The following is a 17382-nucleotide window of genomic DNA, read 5'->3' on the forward strand; positions in this document are numbered from 1 at the left end:
CACCTGGCCGCGTGGCCCGTCGCGGTAACGACACTCCCTCCCCAGAGAGCCCCCCCGCATGAGCGACCCCTACAACCCGTCCGACTACCCCCAGGGGCAGGCCAACCCGTACCAGGCGCCGTCCGACGGTGCGCAGGGCGGTGCCGTCCAGCCGTACAACCAGCCCTACGACCAGGGCGGTCAGGCCTACCCGGGAGCCGGCTACCAGCAGTACCAGGGCGGCTACGCCTCCGCGCCCTCCGCGAACGGAGCCGGGTACCAGCAGCCCTACGGGACCGACTACCAGGCCGCCGGGTATCAGCAGCCCTACCAGCAGCAGGACTATCAGCAGCCCTACCAGCAGCCCTACGTCGGCGGGTACCCGGTCGCCCCGAAGTCCAAGATCGCCGCGGGCCTCCTCGGCATCTTCCTCGGCGCCCTCGGCGTCCACAACTTCTACCTGGGGCGCAACGCCCGCGGCGGGCTCCAGCTCGGCCTCACGATCGTCGGCCTCATCCTCAGCTTCATCTTCATCGGGTTCTTCCTCGTCCTCGGCATCGAGGTCTGGGCCCTCGTCGAGGGCATCCTCATCCTCGCGGCGACGCCCGGCGCCGTGCCGTGGGGAGTCGACGCCCGTGGCGTCCCGCTGAGCAACTGACCCACGGCACCGGCCTCCCGCCCCGCGCGTGGGGACCGGTCCCCACTGACAGGCCGTCACGGTCGCCGCTAGCCTCATCGGGACACGGCCGACCACCGCCCTCCCGCGCACCCCACCCAGAGCTGTCCCCGACTACACGCCAGGAGCACACCGTGAGCACCGGATACGACCCCTACAACCAGCCCCAGGGCGCCCAGCAGCCCAGCCCGTCAGAGGGCTACGGCTACGGCCAGTCCACCTCGCCCGCCTACGGCCAGAGCGCCGACGTCGCCTACGGCCAGCCCGGCTACGGTCAGCCTGCCTACCAGCAGCAGGGCTACGGCCAGACCGGCTACGCCGACGCCGCCCAGGGCTACCCGGGCTACTCGACCCTCGGCGCCGCCTCCGTGCCCGGCCTGCCCCCCTTCGTCACGGCGGAGACGGCGCCGAGCAACGTCGGCTTCGGCGACGCCATCAAGCTGTTCTTCAAGAAGTACGCCCAGTTCCGCGGCGCCGCGTCCCGCTCCGAGTACTGGTGGGCCTACCTGGGCGTCTTCCTCATCGAGCTCATCCCGGCCATCCTCATCACGGTGGGGATCGGTACCATGGCCGCGGGGACGACCTATGACGAGTACGGCCACGTCGAGTCCACGGGCTCGCCCGCGCTCATGGTCGTCGGCTACATCCTTCTCCTCGTCATCGGCCTCGCGGTGCTCGTGCCGAGCCTCGCGATCACCTGGCGCCGTCTCCACGACTCCGGCAGGTCCGGAGCGTGGTACTTCATCTGCCTCGTGCCCGTCATCGGCCCGATCTGGCTGCTCGTCCTCCTCATCACCGAGCGTCACGTCGAGCTGTGGCGGCCCGAGTGGTTCGTGTGAGCCGCTCCTGACCACGGGCCCGCGAGGGCCGGTCGGCCCCGTACCACCGAGCGTGGTGCGGGGCCGACCTCGTCCCGGCGGACGCCGCAGCCCGCGGCTGGACCCCGACGACGTCCCCCACGCCCCGTCACCCCCGCCGCTCACAGCCCGCTCACGGCACCGCCCTGGCACAATCGGGCACGTGCTGCTCTCCGACCATGACATCCGCGCCGAGCTCGACGCGGGCCGCGTCGTCCTCGACCCCTACGACCCGGCGATGATCCAGCCCGCCTCCATCGACGTGCGACTGGACCGCTGGTTCCGGCTCTTCGACAACCACCGCTACCCGGTCATCGACCCTGCCGTCGAGCAGTCCGAGCTCACGCACCTCATCGACGTCGGCCCCGACGAGCCCTTCATCCTCCACCCCGGCGAGTTCGTCCTCGGCGCCACCTACGAGCGCGTCACCCTCCCCGACGACGTCGCCGCCCGCCTCGAGGGCAAGTCCTCCCTGGGCCGCCTGGGCCTCCTCACCCACTCCACCGCCGGCTTCATCGACCCGGGCTTCACCGGCCACGTCACCCTCGAGCTCTCCAACACGGCGACGATGCCCATCAGGCTCTGGCCCGGGATAAAGGTCGGGCAGCTGTGCTTCTTCCGCCTGTCCAGCCCCTCCGACCACCCCTACGGCTCGGGGACCACCGGGTCGCACTACCAGGGGCAGCGCGGCCCGACCGCCTCGCGCTCCCACGTGCGCTTCGACCGCGTTCGCATCACCGACCCCGGCCCCCTGGCCGAGGGCGTGACCACCTTCGACGACGTCGCACCGTCGTCCTCAGCAGCCGACGAGCGCTGAGCGAGCCATGACCGACTCCACCGGAACCGCCCCGGACCAGCCGGGCTCCGAGCGGCCGACGGACACCGCCGCGGCCCTCCCGCTCGACACTGGCGTCCTCATCGTCCCGAGGGCCCTGCCCACCGACGAGCTCGACTCCCGCCACCTCCTCGTCCTGCCTGACGACGTCGAGACCGAGGAGGTCGAGGCCCTCGCCGTCTCCCAGGACGCCCGCGCCGGCTGGCTCTCCGTCTCCTCGATCGGCCTCATGCCCGACGTCGAGCTCCACGGCCCCTGGCACCTCGACGACGCGCTGCGCCGGCGCCTCGACCTGCCCGAGTGGGCCGACCAGGTGATGGCCCTGGCTTGCGAGCCCCAGCGCGGCGGCCCGCTGCCCGTCGAGCTCGCCGGCCTGGACCCGCTCGCCGACGCCTTCGCCCTCCACCAGCCCGAGGGCACGGAGCTCCTCGCGCTCCAGAGACTGCGCGCCATCGCGCGGCGCCTGCGCGGCGGCCTGCGCCTCGTCGGCGACGGCATCGTCCCCGAGCTCTACGTCCCCGACCCCGACGAGCACGTCGGCCTCACGCTCGTCGCCCCCGTCTGGATCGCCCCGGACGGCCTCGAGACGCTGCTCGCTGACGTCGTCCCCGGGGCGCGCGCCCAGCTCGACATGCCCGCACCGAGCGCGGGGGCAACCGGCCTCGCGTCGCTCGGTGACGAGGAGCGCCGTCGCCTCGAGGGCCTCATCGGCGCCGAGGCCCTCGCGCGGGCCGAGGAGGCTGCGCGCAACCGGGCAGTCGAGACTCCGGAGGAGACGGTCCTCGACGGCTACGCCGTGCACGTGCCCGTGGCCGGAGCCTCCGACGACTCCGTCGTCGAGCTGCGCGTCCAGGGCGTCGAGACGCTGCCGCTGGCCCTGCGCGGCGAGCCCTGGGCGGACGGGCCGCTGGTCGCCTACCAGAGCGTGTGGCGCCCGCTCGATCCCGCGGCCCCGGACCTCGTGGACCGCGCCGCGGCCGGTGAGGTCATCGAGGCCGTGACGGCCGCCGTCCAGCGTGCCGCCGGTGGCGCAGTCGTCGACGACGACGGATTCCTCGTCGTCCTCGACTGAGCACTCCTGAGCACCGCGGGGCCCTCCCCGGAGGCTCAGAGGTGGTCCGGCACGCCCTCACGCGGGACCCCCGGGCCACGACGCGGTACGAGCAGCGCCTCGGCGCGCTCCGCCCCCTCCGGGTCCCAGGTCCAGCCGGTGAAGGCCCGAGCGTCTGCCAGCGCCCGCGCCCAGGCGACGGGCTCCTCGCCGCGCTCGGCGCCGATCGCCAGGTAGTGCCGCAGCAGGCCCGCGGAGGCCCGGGCGTCGTCGAGGGCCGAGTGGTGGTGACCGATCTCCACCCCGCAGACCTCGCAGCAGGTCGTGAGCCGGCGCGACGGCGTCGTGATGTAGTGCCGTGCCCACTCCATCGTGCACACGCGCGGCACCCGGGCTCCGCGGGCCAGCCGGTCCCGGCGGCCCAGCGCCTGGGTGAGGAAGCCGACGTCGAAGCGGGCGTTGTGCGCCACCACGGCCCGCCCGGCGAGGTCCCGCACGAGGAGGTCGGCGAGGTCGTCGAGGCTCGGTGCCCCGACGAGGTCCTCCGCGACGATCCCGTGGATGAACGTCGGGCCGACGTCGACGCCGGCGCCCGGGTCGACGAGCGTGGACCAGGCGCGCTCCTCGGCGCCGTCGGGACCGGCCAGTACGAGCCCGATCTCGAGGATCTCGTCCCCGGCGGGGGACAGGCCCGTCGTCTCCAGGTCGATGACGGCGTAGCCGACCTCGCGGGCCGCGCTCGCCAGCGACTCCCTGTCCTCGGCGGCCCGGGCGTGCGCCGCCGGCGCGACCGTCGCGGTGCGCGGCCTCAGAGGGCCGCGGTCGTGCGGAGGACGGTGGTAGAAGGGCATCGCGGGCATCGTATCGGCCCGGACGGTCACGACCGGCGCGGCGTTAGAGTCGGGGACATGACCGAGACCAGCAACGAGTCCACGGGCGCCGCCCCGCTCGACCACGGCAACGGCCCGCAGCGCACGGACGCCCCGAACGACGCCCTCAACCGGCCCGTCACCTCCCTCGTGAGCGGCCCGACCATCGACGTCCAGCTCGCGCACCGCACCATCCGCGCCTACACCGAGGAGCCCGTCGGCGAGGACGTCGTCACGACCCTCCTCGACGTCGCCCGGCACTCGGCCACCTCCTCCTTCCGTCAGCAGGTCACCGTCATCCGCGTCCTCGACCCCGCTCTCCGCGAGGAGATCCACGCCGTCTCCGGTCAGCCCTACGTCGGCGGCACCCGCGGCGAGCTCCTCATGTTCGTCGTCGACCTCCACCGCAACGCCGTCCTGCGCGAGCGCGCCGGCGCCGACGCCCAGCCCGTCGAGCGCACCAACCTCTTCCTCCAGGCCGTCGAGGACACCGTCATCGCGGCGCAGAACGTCGTCGTCGCCGCCGAGTCCCTGGGGCTGGGCACGACGTACCTCGGTTCCATCGCCACGGACCCGCGCCGGATCATCACCGCGCTCGGCCTGCCGCGGCACACCTACCCGCTGCTCGGCCTCCTCGTCGGACACCCGGACCAGGAGCCCCAGTTCAAGCCGCGCCTGCCCCGCGAGATCACCACCGCCGTCGACACCTACCCGGAGGTGACGGACCACCTCGAGGCCCTCGAGGCCTACGACCGCACCGTGCGCGAGTACTACGACCTGCGCGACGCCAACAAGCGCTCCGACACCTTCACCGCGCAGGTGGTGCGCACCCTCGGCAACGGCGGCTCCTCCAGCTCGCCCGTCCTCGAGGTCCTCCACGAGCAGGGGCTGTGCCTGCGATGAGTGCTCCCCTGACCGGTGAGGCCGCCCGCGCCGCCCTGCCCGCCCTGGACCAGCTCGACTTCCCCTGCGCCCTCGTCGTCACCGAGGGCGGCCAGGTCGTCGCGGAGGCCGGCGAGGTCGAGGAGACCTTCCCCTTCGCCTCCGTCACCAAGCCCATCGCCGTGTGGAGCGCCCTCATCGCCGTCGACCGCGGGCTCATGAGCCTCGACGACCCCGCAGGCGAGCAGCTCCCCGGCGCCACGGTCCGCGACCTCATGTCGCACTCCTCGGGCATCTCCTTCGACGGCGCCGACGGCGCGGACACCGTCCTCGGGCCGCCGCGCAAGCGCCGCGTCTACTCCAACCGCGGCATCGAGATCCTCGGTCAGCGCCTGGAGGAGGCCACCGGCACCGACCTCGAGGAGTGGATCGAGACGACCGTCCTCGAGCCCCTCGGCATGGCCAGCGTCCTCGTGCCCGGCTCCCCGGCTCACTCAGGGTCCGGCAACGCCCGCGACCTCAGCCTCTTCGCCCGCGAGCTCGCGGCGCCGACCCTCGTCTCCGCCGGGCTCGCGGAGCAGGCGCGCCGCGTCGTCCACCCCGGGCTCGACGGTGTTCTGCCCGGGTACGGGCGTCAGACGCCCAACGACTTCGGCCTCGGCGTCTCCATCCGCGGGCACAAGCACCCGCACTGGACGGGGGAGGGGAACTCCCCGGAGACCTTCGGGCACTTCGGCCAGTCCGGCTCCTTCCTCTGGGTGGACCCGCTGGCCGGGCGCCAGGCCGTGTTTCTCGGCGCGAAGCCCTTCAGCAAGGCCCACAAGGCGGCTTGGCCCGCGCTCAACGATCAGGTCCTCGCGCTCTGACGCGCTTGGCTCGTCGAGACTGACGGTTTCCCGCCGGAGCCGTCGCCGCACGCGGTCGTTCCGTCCAGACTGACGGTTTCCCGTCGACGCTGCGTGACAGAACGTGTGCCTCGGCGGGAAGGCGTCAGGCTCGGCGTGGGTGGGTGAGGCGCGGCTCAGGCGACGTCGACGATGACCGGGACGTGGTCCGAGGCGCCCTTGCCCTTGCGCTCGTTCCGGTCGATCGCCGCGCCGCGCACCCGCTCCTCGAAGGCGGCCGAGCCGTAGACAAAGTCGATGCGCATGCCCTCGTTCCGGGGGAAGCGCAGCTTCTGGTAGTCCCAGTACGTGTAGTTCGTGACCCGCTCGCGAGTCACCTCGGTCAGCCCGGCGCCCTCGAAGGCGGCGAAGGCCTCGCGCTCGGGGGCCGAGACGTGCGTGGCTCCCTCGAAGACGCTCATGTCCCACACGTCCTCGTCGTGCGGCGCTACGTTCCAGTCGCCGGCGAGCGCCAGCGCCTGCTCCGGGTCCTGGGCGAGCCAGCTGGCGACGTCGTCGCGCAGGACCCGCAGCCACTCGAGCTTGTACGCGTAGTGCGGGTGGTCGAGCTCGCGGCCGTTGGGGACGTACAGGCTCCACAGGCGCACGGGCTCGGAGACCGCCCCGCCCGCCCCGGGCCGCCCGCCCACGGTCGCGCCGAGCGCCCGCGCCTCGACGACGGGCTCGACGCCCTCCTTCGAGGACCACGTCGGCTGGCCCGGGAAACCGGCCTCGACGTCGGTCAGGCCCACCCGTGAGGCGATGGCGACGCCGTTCCACTGGTTGAGCCCGTGCACGGCGAGCTCATAGCCGGCCGCCTCGAAGGCCTCGCGCGGGAACTGCTCGGGCTTGCACTTGATCTCCTGCATGGCGAGGACGTCGACGTCCTCCCGCTCCAGGAAGGCGACGACGCGGTCGACGCGGGTGCGGACGGAGTTGACGTTCCAGGTGGCCAGTCGCATGCGGGCAGGGTACCGGCCGGGTGCGAGACTGCGGTCGGGGAGCCCAGCGCGGGCGTCATGCCCCCACCACCGCAGCACTGCAGGAGGACCCATGGGAACCGCACTCGTCACCGGCGCCACGAGCGGCATCGGCCAGGAGATCGTCTGGCAGCTCGCCGAGGCTCACCACGACCTCGTGCTCGTCGCCCGCGATCGCGAGCGCCTCGAGACCCTCTCCGAGCGGCTCCACCAGGTCGCGGGCGTCGGCGCCCAGGTCCTGCCCGCCGACCTCTCCACGCCCGAGGGACGAGCCGCCGTCGCCGAGCGCCTGCGCGTCGGGGGAGCAGCCGCCGGCGCCGCGACCGTTCGGGTCACCGCCGACCGCCCCCACACGGCTGACGACGTCGCCGACCGCCCCGTCGACCTCCTCGTCAACGACGCCGGCTTCGCCGTCGGGCAGAGCTTCGTCGGCGGCGACCTCGCTCAGGAGCAGCGTGCCCTGGCCGTCATGGTCCAGGCCGTCCTCGAGCTCACCCACGCCGCCGTCCCCGGCATGGTCGAGCGCGGGCACGGCGCCGTACTCAACGTCTCCAGCGCGACGGCACTCACCGCCATGGGCACCTACGCCGCCCACAAGGCCTGGGTCCGAACCTTCACGGAGGGCCTGGCCTCCGAGCTGCGCGGCACCGGGGTCACCGCCACCGAGGTCAACCCGGGACTCACCCGCTCCGAGTTCCACGACCGCGCCGGGATGGGCGACCAGTGGCCGGGCGTCGCCTGGCTGCGCGCGGAGGACGTGGCGCGCTCCGCGCTCGCGGCCGTGCGGCGCGGGCAGGTCATCTGCACGCCCTCGGCGCGCTACCTCGCCGTCAACGCCGCGCTGCGGGTGAGCCCCCGCTGGCTGGTGCGCCGCGTGGCTGGACACGCGAGCGTGCGGACGAGGTACTGAACCGGCCGGTACCGACCTCAGCCCGGGTCGTCGCCGCCCTCGGCGAACTGAGAAGTTCCTGATCGCCCTGGCGCAGCGACTGATCGGCTGTCATGATGAGTGCATGGCTTCGATCACCTTCCAGGGAAATCCCGTCCAGACCGTCGGCGAGTTGCCGGAGGTCGGCGCCCAGGCACCCTCCTTCGAGCTCGTCGGAGCGGACCTCGCCCCCGTGAGCAGCGAGGAGCTCGCCGGTCGCCGCGTCATCCTGTCCATTTTCCCGTCGCTCGACACCGGCGTGTGCGCCAAGGCGCTGCGCGAGTTCAACGAGCGCGCCACCGCGCTGGAGAACACGACCGTGGTGTGCGCCAGCAAGGACCTCCCCTTCGCCGCCGAGCGCTTCTGCTCCGCCGAGGGCATCGAGAACGTCTCCACCGGCTCCGCCTTCCGCTCCTCGCTCGGCGAGGACTACGGCGTCACCATGACCGACGGCCCCCTCGAGGGTCTCCTCTCGCGCGCCGTCGTCGTCATCGACGAGCAGGGCAAGGTCGTCTACACGCAGCAGGTCTCCGAGGTCACCGACGAGCCCGACTACGACGCTGCGCTCGCGGCCCTCGCCTGACGCCCGCACGTCGTCGACGGCGCGCACCGCGCCGAAGCACGACCGCCCCGGCCCCGCGGCGCCACCCGCCGCGGGGCCGGCGCGCGTCCGCTGACGAGGGCACGAGCCGCTCCGTGACCGGGACCGCGACCATGATCCGGGCCACCCCTCGGTCTTGCGGGCGTCCTCTTGCACGGTGGTCGCCTAGCCTGGGGGCGTGACCACCAACGACGCCCAGCGCGCACGCCTCGCCCAGCTCGTCTCCGACCTCGCCGTCGTCCGCGGCAAGGTCACCCTCGCCTCCGGGCTCGAGTCCGACTTCTACGTCGACATGCGCCGCGCGACCCTCCACCACGAGGCCGCCCCGCTCATCGGGCACGTCATGCTCGACATGCTCGAGGAGGCCGGCCTCGGCACGGGCGAGGTCGACGCCGTCGGCGGCCTCACCATGGGAGCCGACCCGGTCGCCACCGCCATGCTCCACGCCGCCGCCTCCCGCGGTCTCGACCTCGACGCCTTCGTCGTCCGCAAGGCCGCCAAGGACCACGGCATGAAGCGCCGCGTCGAGGGCCCGGACGTCGCCGGCAGGAACGTCGTGGTCCTCGAGGACACCTCGACCACCGGCGGCTCCCCGATCGAGGCCGTCGCCGCCCTGCGCGAGGCCGGCGCCAACGTCCTCGCCGTCGCCGTCATCGTCGACCGCGACACGGGCGCCAAGGAGCGGATCGAGGCCGAGGGGCTGCCCTACCACGCCGCCCTCGGGCTGTCCGACCTGGGGCTCGACTGACGGCCCTGCACCGCTGACAGGAGGCTCCCCATGACCGCCACGTGGATCGGCGTCATCGTCGTTCTCGTCCTGCTGCTCGTCGCCGCCTACTACTACGGCGTCGGCGTGCGGGGGCGCCACCTCGAGGCCGCGGGGGAGAACATCGACGACGCCTGGCGCGCGGTCGAGGCCTCCCTCGTCGGCCACCACGAGGCGGCCGAGACCCTCATCCGGACCGCGGACGAGCACGGTCTCGTCACCGGGGCCCAGCGCGAGGCCGTCGAGTCCGCCGTCGCTGACGCCGCCCGCACCGGGACGCCGTCGGACCGGGCCCGTCGCGAGTCCCGGCTCAACGAGGCCGTCACGGCGCTCGGCGCCGTCCTCGACGCCTCCTGCAGGGCGCAGGGCGGGGACGCCGAGGTCAAGGCCGCGCAGGCCGCGTACGAGCAGGCCTGGGACGACGTCGACACCGCCGGAGCGCGCTACAACTACCTCGTTCCCGGCTACAACCGCCTCACGCACGGCGTCTTCAACACGGCGCACACCCGTCGCCTGGGGCGCCGCGCCGCTGAGAACTTCTTCCCCGGGGCCATGGGGGAGATCGGTACCAGCGTCGCGGACCTGTGAACGACGCCGTCGACCACGTCGCCGCTCCCGTGGCGGGCGCCGCTCCCGGCAAGGGTTCCGGTGCCGCCGCGCCGGACCACTGGGCGGGGCTCCCTCCCGAGCGGGACGAGCCCGCGGACCAGCGCATCGTCGGCGTCGGGCCGTGGCCCGGGGGAGAGGCCGCCTGGCCCGACGACCCCCAGTACGACCGCGACCTCCTGCGGGACGGCGACCGCCGCAACGTCGTCGACCGCTACCGCTACTGGACCGTCGAGGCGGTCCGCGCCGACCTCGCCGCCCGCGCCCACCCGCTGCACGTCGCCATCGAGAACGTGACCCAGGACCTCAACATCGGGTCGATCGTGCGCACCGCCAACGCCTTCAACGTCGGCGCCGTTCACGTCGTCGGCCGCCACCGCTGGAACAAGCGCGGCGCCATGGTCACCAACCGCTACCTCGACGTGCGCCACCACCCCGAGCCCGCCGGCCTCCTCGCGTGGGCCTCCGTCGAGGGATACGAGGTCGTCGCTATCGACAACGGCCCGGGCTCCAAGCAGCTCGAGGGAGAGGCGCTGCCCGAGCGGTGCCTCCTCGTCTTCGGCTCCGAGGGAGCCGGCATCTCCGACGAGCTCCTCGCCGGCGCCTCACGGCTCCTGCGCATCGGGCAGTACGGCTCGACGCGGTCCATCAACGTGGCCGCGGCGGCCGCCGTCGCCATGCACTCCTGGGTGCTCCAGCACGCCGGTCCCGCGCCGGACTGAGCGCGGCGGCGTGCGCGAGGCTCCTGCCTCCTCAGCCGAGCCTGACGAGCACGGCGCCTGCCACCATGACGAGCAGACCGAGCACCTGCAGCGGGACGACGCGGTCCCGTGCGGCCCCGCGCCAGCCGAGGTGGTCGACGCACACCGAGCCGGTCACCTGTCCGATGAGAGCGAGCACCATCGCCATCCCCGTGCCGATGAGCGGCACGAGGACGCTCGTGAGGAAGACGTCGGTGCCTCCCAGCACGCGCCCGATGACCAGGAGAGTCCCCAGCCCCCGAACGACCGAGAGGCTCCGCCGCGGCGTGCCGAGCCACCCTCCGGCGTCAAGCGCGAGCGCCATGAGGATCTGCCCGACCACCGGCCAGATCGCCGTCTCCACGCTGCCGAGCTGGGGGAACAGGAGGATGTTCGCCGTGAGGAAGACGAAGCCGAGGGCTCCGCCGCACCACATCCACCAGCTCGTGCCCGCGGAGCCCGCGGCCGCCAGCGCACCGAGGCTCCCCGTGATCAGCAGGAGCGTCCACAGGAAGGCCGTCCCGACCGCGAAGTTGATGAGCGAGGCGAACAGCGGCGAGTCGGCGGCGTGCCGCAAACGGGAGTTGACGGCGGTCTGGACGGGGAGGCCCAGACCCATCGCGAGACCAAGGAGAGCAGGGAGCACGACGGGGAGGCGACCCGGGCGCCACGGAGCCCACAGGCGCCTGGATGGTGATCCGGGACCATCGCCCGGTTCACGTCATCAGCGATTCGTGGGAGAATCGGACCTGCACCACTGACTATTCACTTTCCTCAGGAGGCACCCAGTGGCCATTGCAACCCCGGAGTCCTACGCCGACATGATCGACCGCGCGAAGGCTGGCAAGTACGCCATCCCCGCGATCAACGTCACCTCGTCGCAGACCCTCTCGGCCGCCCTCCAGGGCTTCGCCGAGGCTGAGTCCGACGGCATCATCCAGGTCTCCAACGGTGGCGCCGCCTACTGGTCCGGTCACACCATCGCTGACCGCGTCAAGGGCTCCCTCGCCCTGTCCGCCTACGGCTACGCCGTCGGCGACCTCTACCCGGGCACCTTCGCCCTCCACACGGACCACTGCCCGCGCAAGCTGGTTGACACCTGGCTCAAGCCCCTCCTCGAGATCGAGATCGAGCAGGCCAAGCGCGGCGAGCCCACCGCCTTCCAGTCGCACATGTGGGACGGCTCCGCCGAGTCCCTCGAGGACAACATCGAGATCGCCGTCGAGCTGCTCGCCCTGAGCAAGCAGGCCAACACCATCCTGGAGATCGAGATCGGCGCCGTCGGCGGCGAGGAGGACGGGATCAAGGGCGACGAGAACGCCAGCCTGTACACCACCGCGGACGACGCGTGGAAGGCCGTCGAGGCCCTCGGCCTCGGCGAGAACGGCCGCTACACGACCGCCCTCACCTTCGGCAACGTCCACGGCTCCTACAAGCCCGGTCACGTCAAGCTCAAGCCCGAGCTCCTCGGCGAGATCCAGGAGGACGTCGCGAAGCGTCTCGGCGACCGCCTCTCCTCCAAGGTGGGCGACAAGTCCTCCCCGTTCGACCTCGTCATGCACGGCGGCTCCGGCTCGACCGCCGAGGAGATCGCCACGGCGGTCCGCAACGGCGTCATCAAGATGAACGTGGACACCGACACCCAGTACGCCTTCACGCGTCCTGTCGCCGACCACATGTTCAAGAACTACGACGGCGTCCTCAAGATCGACGGCGAGGTCGGCTCCAAGAAGGCCTACGACCCGCGCGCCTGGGGCAAGGCCGCTGAGGACGGCATGGCCGCCCGCGTCGTCGAGGCCTGCGAGCGCCTCGGCTCCGTCGGCTCCGCCTCGAAGCAGCACTGAGCCCGTCCGGCGCTGGGCCCAGCGCCGGTTCGGAACTCACCAGTGGCCCCGGCACTCTCGTGGTGCCGGGGCCACCTCTTACTTGCGCGGGTCAGCCCGTCTGGCGCGAGTCAGCCCTCTCAACGGGCGGTCTCGCTCCAAGCGGGCTGACTCGGGGTGGAGCTGTCGAGGGCGGGTCTGCTCACGACTGCGAGTCCGGTTTGGCTAGTCGGGGCCGGCCAGCGTCAGCACCAGGACGGCCCGCAGGGCGGGTGAGCGTCTCACGACGTTCACCTTTGCGGTACGGCCCGCAGCCGCTCTCTTCCGGAGTGCGCGGGTGAACGCGAGGTGAATCCTGCAAGGTTTGCAGAAATCTGGTCCGCCCTGTGCAAGGATGGGGCGTCACCGACGGGGGTGGCCGCTCACCGCGCAGCCCCCACCGGATCCAGTGCACAGCGGGTCCAGCCCGCGAACCGGACGTGTCCAAAGGAGGACCACCATGCGCCCCGTCTCCCGCCGCACCGTTCTCGGAGGCTCCCTCGCAGCCGCCGTCGCGGCCACCCTCGCCGCCTGCTCCAGCGGCTCCGACTCCGCGAGCTCCGGCTCGTCCGACTCCGGCTCGTCCGGCAGCGTCTACTTCCTCAACTTCAAGCCCGAGGCCGAGGAGGCGTTCAAGAAGATCGCCTCGACGTACAAGGAGAAGACCGGCGTCGAGGTCAAGGTCGTCACCGCGGCCTCCGGCACCTACGAGCAGACCCTCCAGAGCGAGGTCGCCAAGTCCAACCCGCCGACCATCTTCAACATCAACGGCCCGGTCGGCCTGGCCACGTGGCAGGACTACGCCCTCGACCTGTCGGACACCGACTTCGTCAAGGCTCTCACCGACGACTCGATGGCGCTCAAGAGCGAGGACGGCACCATCTACGGCTCGCCGCTCGCCACCGAGGGCTACGGCATCATCTACAACGACGCCATCCTCCAGAAGTACTTCGCCACCGACGGCGCCGTCGTCTCCTCCATCGACGAGGTCAAGGGCTTCGACAAGCTCAAGGCCCTCGCCGAGGACATCCAGGCCAAGAAGGATGACCTGGGCATCAAGGGCGCCTTCGCGTGCACCTCCCTCGCCCCCGGCGAGGACTGGCGTTGGCAGACCCACCTCGCCAACTACCCCGTGTTCTACGAGTTCCGCGACGACGACGTGACGGACACCAAGGACCTCAAGCTCACCTACTCGAAGAACTACCAGCAGATCTTCGACCTGTACCTCAACAACTCGACCGTGAAGCCCTCCGAGACCTCCGCCAAGACGGTCACGGACTCCATGTCCGAGTTCGCGCTCGGCCAGTGCGCCTTCGTCCAGAACGGCCAGTGGGCCTGGTCCCAGATCTCCGACGTCGACGGCAACACCGTCAAGGCGGAGGACGTCCACTTCATGCCGATCTACGTCGGCGTCGACGGCGAGGACAAGACCGGCATCGCGCTGGGCACCGAGAACTACCTCGCCGTCAACTCGCAGGCCTCCGAGGAGGCTCAGAAGGCCAGCACCGACTTCCTCACCTGGCTGCTCACGGACGCCGAGGGCGCCAAGCTCCTCACCGACAACTCCGTCGTCTCCGCCTCGCCGTACAAGGCGTTCGCCGACCTCAAGCCGGCCGACCCGCTCGGCTCCGACCTGGTCGACTACCTCAACAACAAGGACCTCACGCCCATCAACTGGGTCTTCCAGACCTTCCCGAGCCAGGACTTCAAGGACCAGCTCGGTCAGCACCTCGCCCAGTACGCCGCCGGCAGCGAGGACTGGTCCGCCGTGAAGGACTACTTCGTCACCGAGTGGGCCGCCGAGAAGAAGGCCTGACCGGACACGCCGACGGCGCCCGACCCCCACGGGCCGGGCGCCGTCGGCGCACCCTCCCCACCTGGAAGCAGGTCGGCGGGGCCGAGCCCCACCGACCGGCCAGGGTCACCCTGACAGAGGCACCATGACCAAGGCACTCAAGAAGTACTTCCCCATCTTCGCGGGGCCAACACTGTTGGCCTTCCTCATCGCATTCATCGTCCCCTTCTTCATGGGGCTCTACCTGTCGTTCACGAAGTTCACGACCCTCACCAACGCGCGTTGGGTCGGCACCGAGAACTACGCCAAGGCCTTCGCTGAGCGATCGGGCTTCGTCCACGCCCTCGGCTTCACCGCCGCGGTCTCGATCATCTCGATCATCACGGTCAACCTGGGCGCCTTCGTCCTGGCGTACCTGCTCACCCGCCACCTGCGCGGCACCAACTTCTTCCGCTCGGTGTTCTTCATGCCGAATCTCATCGGCGGCATCGTGCTGGGCTACACCTGGCAGGTCATGCTCAACGCGATCCTCCAGCGCTGGGGCCAGACCATCGTCAACGACTGGCACCTGGGCATGGCGGGCCTCATCCTGCTCGTGAACTGGCAGCTCATGGGCTACATGATGATCATCTACATCGCGGGCCTGCAGAACGTACCGCCCGAGCTCATCGAGGCCGCCCAGATCGACGGCGCCACGCGCTGGGGCACCCTGCGCAACGTCACCATCCCGATGGTCATGCCCTCCATCACGATCTGCCTGTTCCTCACGCTGGCGAACACCTTCAAGATGTACGACCAGAACCTCGCGCTCACCAACGGCGCACCGCTCAAGCAGACGCAGATGGCGGCACTCAACATCGTCGAGGCGATGTACAAGCAGGTCGGCAAGCAGGGCGTCGCCCAGGCCGAGGCCGTCATCTTCTTCGTCATCGTCGCCGTCATCGCGCTCATCCAGCTGCGCGCGACCCGTTCGAAGGAGGTCGACGCGTGAGCACCGCCGTCACCGCCAGCCAGGACACAACCAGCCCGGAGACCACCGCCGCGGGCACCGACGCCGTCGCCGCCGACGGGAGCCGCGTGGCCGCGCGCCGCGCGTCCGCCAAGCCGCCCCGCAAGAAGCAGACCGCGGGTCAGAACGTCCTCACGGTCCTCCTGGCGCTCCTGTCCCTCATCTGGGTCATCCCGCTGCTGTTCATCCTGGTGAACTCCTTCAAGGGCAAGTTCTTCATCTCGCGCAGCCCCTTCAGCCTGCCGACCGGGGAGACCTTCTCGGGCTTCGACAACTACGTCACCGGCCTCCAGCTCTCCGGCTTCGCCCGCGCGATCGGCTGGTCCCTCTTCATCACGGTCGGGTCCGTGGCCGTCATCGTCCTGCTGACCGCGATGACCGCGTACTACATCACCCGCGTCAAGACGTGGTGGACGAGCCTCATCTACTACCTCTTCGCGTTCTCCATGATCGCGCCCTTCCAGATGGTCATGTTCCCGACCGTCAAGATCGCGGACATGCTCGGCCTGGCGACCCCCTGGGGCATGATCGTCCTCTACCTGGGCTTCGGCGGAGGACTGTCCGTGTTCCTCTTCGCCGGCTTCATCAAGTCGATCCCGCTGGAGATCGAGGAGGCCGCCTACATGGACGGCTGCTCGCCGCTGCAGTCGTACTTCCGGGTGGTCATGCCGCTGCTCAAGCCGACGGCGGTCACGGTCGCCATCCTCAACGCGATGTGGGTGTGGAACGACTTCCTCCTGCCGAACCTCGTCATCGGTCAGGACGAGCGCTACAAGACGATCCCGATCGTCATCCAGATGCTCATCGGCTCTAACGGCAACCGTGACATGGGTGCCCAGATGGCCATGCTCGTGCTGGCGATCATCCCGATCGTCATCTTCTACCTCTTCGGTCAGAAGCACATCGTCGAGGGCGTCGCCGCCGGCGCCGTCAAGGGCTGAGGCTCCAGGGCCTGACGCGCAGTCGGGGCCGGTCGACCGTCACCGGGATCGTGAGAGATCCTGGGGCGGCCGACCGGCCCCGACGTCACGGTCCGGCGCCCGCAACCAGGAAGGAAGCGCACGTGGCAGGACTCCTCAGCCCCGGCACACCGTTCTACCGGGCGTGGTCCTCGGCGGCGGACCTTGTCCTCGTCAACGTCGTCACGCTCGTCGCGTGCCTGCCCGTGGTCACGGCCGGCGCCGCGCTCACCGCGTGCGCGCGCGTCACGATGGAGGTGGCGCGCGAGGAGGAGGGGTACGTCCTTCGAACCTGGTGGCGCTCCTTCCGGGGCAACCTCGTCCAGTCCCTCGCCTGGTGGCTGCCCGCGCTCGCGCTCGCTGCGGTGGGCGGCTCCGCCTTCGTGCTCGCCGGGACCGGCGCCGCCGGGGGAGCGGGCGAGGCGGGCGTCGTCTCAGGTCTCGTGATCGCCGGGAGCGCCGCGCTCGCGGGTGTTCTCGTCTGGCTCGTGCCGCTTGTCGCGTTCTTCGAGAACACCGTGGCGGGGCACGTGAGCAATGCCGTCCGTCTCGCGGTGGGAGGACTGGGCCGCACCGTCGTCTGCCTGGCGGTGCTCGTCGCCCCCGCCGTACTCGCAGCTGTCCTGCCTGCCTCGCGGATCGCCGTCGCCTGGTTCGAGGTGCTGCTCGGCACGGCCTTCGCCTGGTACCTCATCGCGTTAGTCCAGCGTGGCGTCATCGACCGCCTGCGCGACGCGGCTCGCTGAGCTGCCATCCAGGCACTGAGTTGTGTCCTCGCGCGAGTCAGCCCGTCTGGCGCGAGTCAGCCCTCTCAACGGGCGGTCTCGCTCCAAGCGGGCTGACTCGGGGTGGAGCTGGGCGCGCGGGCTCAGTGCCCGTGCGCCGCGGCCTCCTCGGCGTCGACGACGGCCATCTCGTTGGGCGTGATGCTCAGCCGCGTGGTGGACGGGACGTCACCGGTGGAGACCTGGACGAGGCTGAGGGGCCTGGCGGCGGCGTCGGTGACGTAGGCGAGGTCACCGACCGTGCGCAGGTTCGGGCCGGGCTTCTGCCAGTCCTCGTTCTCCTTCCACGGCTTGACGACGTCGGTGGTGCGGAGCACC

Annotated in this window: 20 protein-coding genes; 16 read left to right on the forward strand and 4 right to left on the reverse strand. The window is 71.3% G+C overall.

Annotation, left to right across the window (positions count from 1 at the left end):
- The first annotated feature begins 58 nt into the window (after nucleotides 1-58).
- From IXW69_RS05900 to IXW69_RS05915, 4 genes are all read left to right on the forward strand, one after another.
- Nucleotides 59-637 (forward strand): TM2 domain-containing protein, encoded by a 579-nt coding sequence (locus tag IXW69_RS05900; RefSeq protein WP_194785428.1) that lies wholly within the window; start codon nucleotides 59-61, stop codon nucleotides 635-637.
- A gap of 152 nt (nucleotides 638-789) precedes the next feature.
- Nucleotides 790-1494 carry a DUF805 domain-containing protein gene (locus IXW69_RS12005; protein ID WP_194785429.1) on the forward strand — a complete coding sequence of 235 codons (705 nt, stop codon included), beginning with the start codon at nucleotides 790-792 and terminating at the stop codon, nucleotides 1492-1494.
- 181 nt (nucleotides 1495-1675) lie between these two features.
- Nucleotides 1676-2329, forward strand: coding sequence for a dCTP deaminase (gene dcd / locus IXW69_RS05910; RefSeq protein WP_194785430.1), 654 nt, complete (start codon nucleotides 1676-1678; stop codon nucleotides 2327-2329).
- A 7-nt stretch (nucleotides 2330-2336) separates the two neighbouring features.
- Nucleotides 2337-3419: a hypothetical protein gene (locus tag IXW69_RS05915; protein WP_194785431.1), complete on the forward strand. Its 1083-nt coding sequence runs from the start codon at nucleotides 2337-2339 to the stop codon at nucleotides 3417-3419.
- Nucleotides 3420-3454: 35 nt separating this feature from the next.
- Here the strand turns inward: IXW69_RS05915 and IXW69_RS05920 are convergent, their stop codons facing one another.
- Nucleotides 3455-4249 carry a 3'-5' exonuclease gene (locus IXW69_RS05920; protein ID WP_194785432.1) on the reverse strand — a complete coding sequence of 265 codons (795 nt, stop codon included), beginning with the start codon at nucleotides 4247-4249 and terminating at the stop codon, nucleotides 3455-3457.
- Between the two features lie 168 nt (nucleotides 4250-4417).
- Between IXW69_RS05920 and IXW69_RS05925 the strand changes: the two genes are divergently transcribed.
- Both IXW69_RS05925 and IXW69_RS05930 read left to right on the forward strand, forming a co-directional pair.
- A complete protein-coding gene (locus IXW69_RS05925) occupies nucleotides 4418-5170 on the forward strand; it encodes an NADPH-dependent oxidoreductase (RefSeq protein WP_323745203.1) in 753 nt (250 codons plus the stop codon).
- On the forward strand, nucleotides 5167-6015 hold the full coding sequence (locus tag IXW69_RS05930) for a serine hydrolase domain-containing protein (protein ID WP_194785434.1): 849 nt from the start codon (nucleotides 5167-5169) through the stop codon (nucleotides 6013-6015). Before IXW69_RS05925 ends, IXW69_RS05930 begins: the two co-directional genes overlap by 4 nt.
- A 155-nt stretch (nucleotides 6016-6170) precedes the next feature.
- Here the strand turns inward: IXW69_RS05930 and IXW69_RS05935 are convergent, their stop codons facing one another.
- Nucleotides 6171-6995, reverse strand: a complete 825-nt coding sequence (locus IXW69_RS05935) for an exodeoxyribonuclease III (protein WP_194785435.1) — start codon at nucleotides 6993-6995, stop codon at nucleotides 6171-6173.
- Nucleotides 6996-7086: 91 nt separating this feature from the next.
- Here IXW69_RS05935 and IXW69_RS05940 point away from each other — a divergent pair, with 91 nt between their 5' ends.
- From IXW69_RS05940 to IXW69_RS05960, 5 genes are all read left to right on the forward strand, one after another.
- Complete coding sequence (locus tag IXW69_RS05940) at nucleotides 7087-7923, forward strand: SDR family NAD(P)-dependent oxidoreductase (RefSeq protein WP_194785436.1); 837 nt, start codon at nucleotides 7087-7089, stop codon at nucleotides 7921-7923.
- A gap of 103 nt (nucleotides 7924-8026) precedes the next feature.
- Nucleotides 8027-8524, forward strand: coding sequence for a thiol peroxidase (gene tpx, locus IXW69_RS05945; protein ID WP_194785437.1), 498 nt, complete (start codon nucleotides 8027-8029; stop codon nucleotides 8522-8524).
- Nucleotides 8525-8720: 196 nt separating this feature from the next.
- Nucleotides 8721-9290 (forward strand): orotate phosphoribosyltransferase, encoded by a 570-nt coding sequence (pyrE, locus tag IXW69_RS05950; protein ID WP_194785438.1) that lies wholly within the window; start codon nucleotides 8721-8723, stop codon nucleotides 9288-9290.
- Between the two features lie 30 nt (nucleotides 9291-9320).
- A complete protein-coding gene (locus IXW69_RS05955; protein ID WP_194785439.1) occupies nucleotides 9321-9896 on the forward strand; it encodes a hypothetical protein in 576 nt (191 codons plus the stop codon).
- 29 nt (nucleotides 9897-9925) lie between these two features.
- Nucleotides 9926-10636 (forward strand): TrmH family RNA methyltransferase, encoded by a 711-nt coding sequence (locus IXW69_RS05960; RefSeq protein ID WP_194785483.1) that lies wholly within the window; start codon nucleotides 9926-9928, stop codon nucleotides 10634-10636.
- Between the two features lie 31 nt (nucleotides 10637-10667).
- On the opposite strand, the gene IXW69_RS05965 is transcribed toward IXW69_RS05960, so the two are convergent.
- Nucleotides 10668-11300: a DMT family transporter gene (locus IXW69_RS05965; protein ID WP_194785440.1), complete on the reverse strand. Its 633-nt coding sequence runs from the start codon at nucleotides 11298-11300 to the stop codon at nucleotides 10668-10670.
- A 142-nt stretch (nucleotides 11301-11442) separates the two neighbouring features.
- On the opposite strand from IXW69_RS05965, the gene fbaA reads away from it, so the two are divergent.
- The 5 genes from fbaA (at nucleotide 11443) to IXW69_RS05990 (ending at nucleotide 17025) form a co-directional block, all read left to right on the forward strand.
- On the forward strand, nucleotides 11443-12498 hold the full coding sequence (gene fbaA / locus IXW69_RS05970; protein WP_194785441.1) for a class II fructose-bisphosphate aldolase: 1056 nt from the start codon (nucleotides 11443-11445) through the stop codon (nucleotides 12496-12498).
- Between the two features lie 478 nt (nucleotides 12499-12976).
- A complete protein-coding gene (locus tag IXW69_RS05975; RefSeq protein ID WP_194785442.1) occupies nucleotides 12977-14332 on the forward strand; it encodes an ABC transporter substrate-binding protein in 1356 nt (451 codons plus the stop codon).
- Nucleotides 14333-14456: 124 nt separating this feature from the next.
- Nucleotides 14457-15302, forward strand: a complete 846-nt coding sequence (locus tag IXW69_RS05980) for a carbohydrate ABC transporter permease (protein ID WP_194785443.1) — start codon at nucleotides 14457-14459, stop codon at nucleotides 15300-15302.
- Between the two features lie 86 nt (nucleotides 15303-15388).
- Nucleotides 15389-16261: a carbohydrate ABC transporter permease gene (locus tag IXW69_RS05985; protein ID WP_194785484.1), complete on the forward strand. Its 873-nt coding sequence runs from the start codon at nucleotides 15389-15391 to the stop codon at nucleotides 16259-16261.
- A gap of 122 nt (nucleotides 16262-16383) precedes the next feature.
- Nucleotides 16384-17025, forward strand: a complete 642-nt coding sequence (locus tag IXW69_RS05990; RefSeq protein WP_194785444.1) for a MusI family membrane protein — start codon at nucleotides 16384-16386, stop codon at nucleotides 17023-17025.
- Between the two features lie 122 nt (nucleotides 17026-17147).
- Here IXW69_RS05990 and IXW69_RS05995 read toward each other — a convergent pair whose 3' ends face one another.
- Complete coding sequence (locus IXW69_RS05995; RefSeq protein ID WP_194785445.1) at nucleotides 17148-17381, reverse strand: hypothetical protein; 234 nt, start codon at nucleotides 17379-17381, stop codon at nucleotides 17148-17150.
- Nucleotide 17382: the final 1 nt, after the last annotated feature.

Origin of the sequence: Actinomyces haliotis (assembly GCF_015355765.1) — a bacterium.
GTDB lineage: Bacteria > Actinomycetota > Actinomycetes > Actinomycetales > Actinomycetaceae > Actinomyces > Actinomyces haliotis.

Bases quoted from the DNA above. Each gene is read 5' to 3' on its own strand.
- IXW69_RS05975 (WP_194785442.1), top strand. From the start codon at position 12,977: ATGCGCCCCGTCTCCCGCCGCACCGTTCTCGGAGGCTCCCTCGCAGCC.
- IXW69_RS05955 (WP_194785439.1), top strand. From the start codon at position 9,321: ATGACCGCCACGTGGATCGGCGTCATCGTCGTTCTCGTCCTGCTGCTC.
- IXW69_RS05935 (WP_194785435.1), bottom strand. From the start codon at position 6,995: ATGCGACTGGCCACCTGGAACGTCAACTCCGTCCGCACCCGCGTCGAC.
- IXW69_RS05915 (WP_194785431.1), top strand. From the start codon at position 2,337: ATGACCGACTCCACCGGAACCGCCCCGGACCAGCCGGGCTCCGAGCGG.
- IXW69_RS05920 (WP_194785432.1), bottom strand. From the start codon at position 4,249: ATGCCCTTCTACCACCGTCCTCCGCACGACCGCGGCCCTCTGAGGCCG.
- IXW69_RS05980 (WP_194785443.1), top strand. From the start codon at position 14,457: ATGACCAAGGCACTCAAGAAGTACTTCCCCATCTTCGCGGGGCCAACA.
- tpx (WP_194785437.1), top strand. From the start codon at position 8,027: ATGGCTTCGATCACCTTCCAGGGAAATCCCGTCCAGACCGTCGGCGAG.
- IXW69_RS05930 (WP_194785434.1), top strand. From the start codon at position 5,167: ATGAGTGCTCCCCTGACCGGTGAGGCCGCCCGCGCCGCCCTGCCCGCC.
- IXW69_RS05900 (WP_194785428.1), top strand. From the start codon at position 59: ATGAGCGACCCCTACAACCCGTCCGACTACCCCCAGGGGCAGGCCAAC.
- IXW69_RS05940 (WP_194785436.1), top strand. From the start codon at position 7,087: ATGGGAACCGCACTCGTCACCGGCGCCACGAGCGGCATCGGCCAGGAG.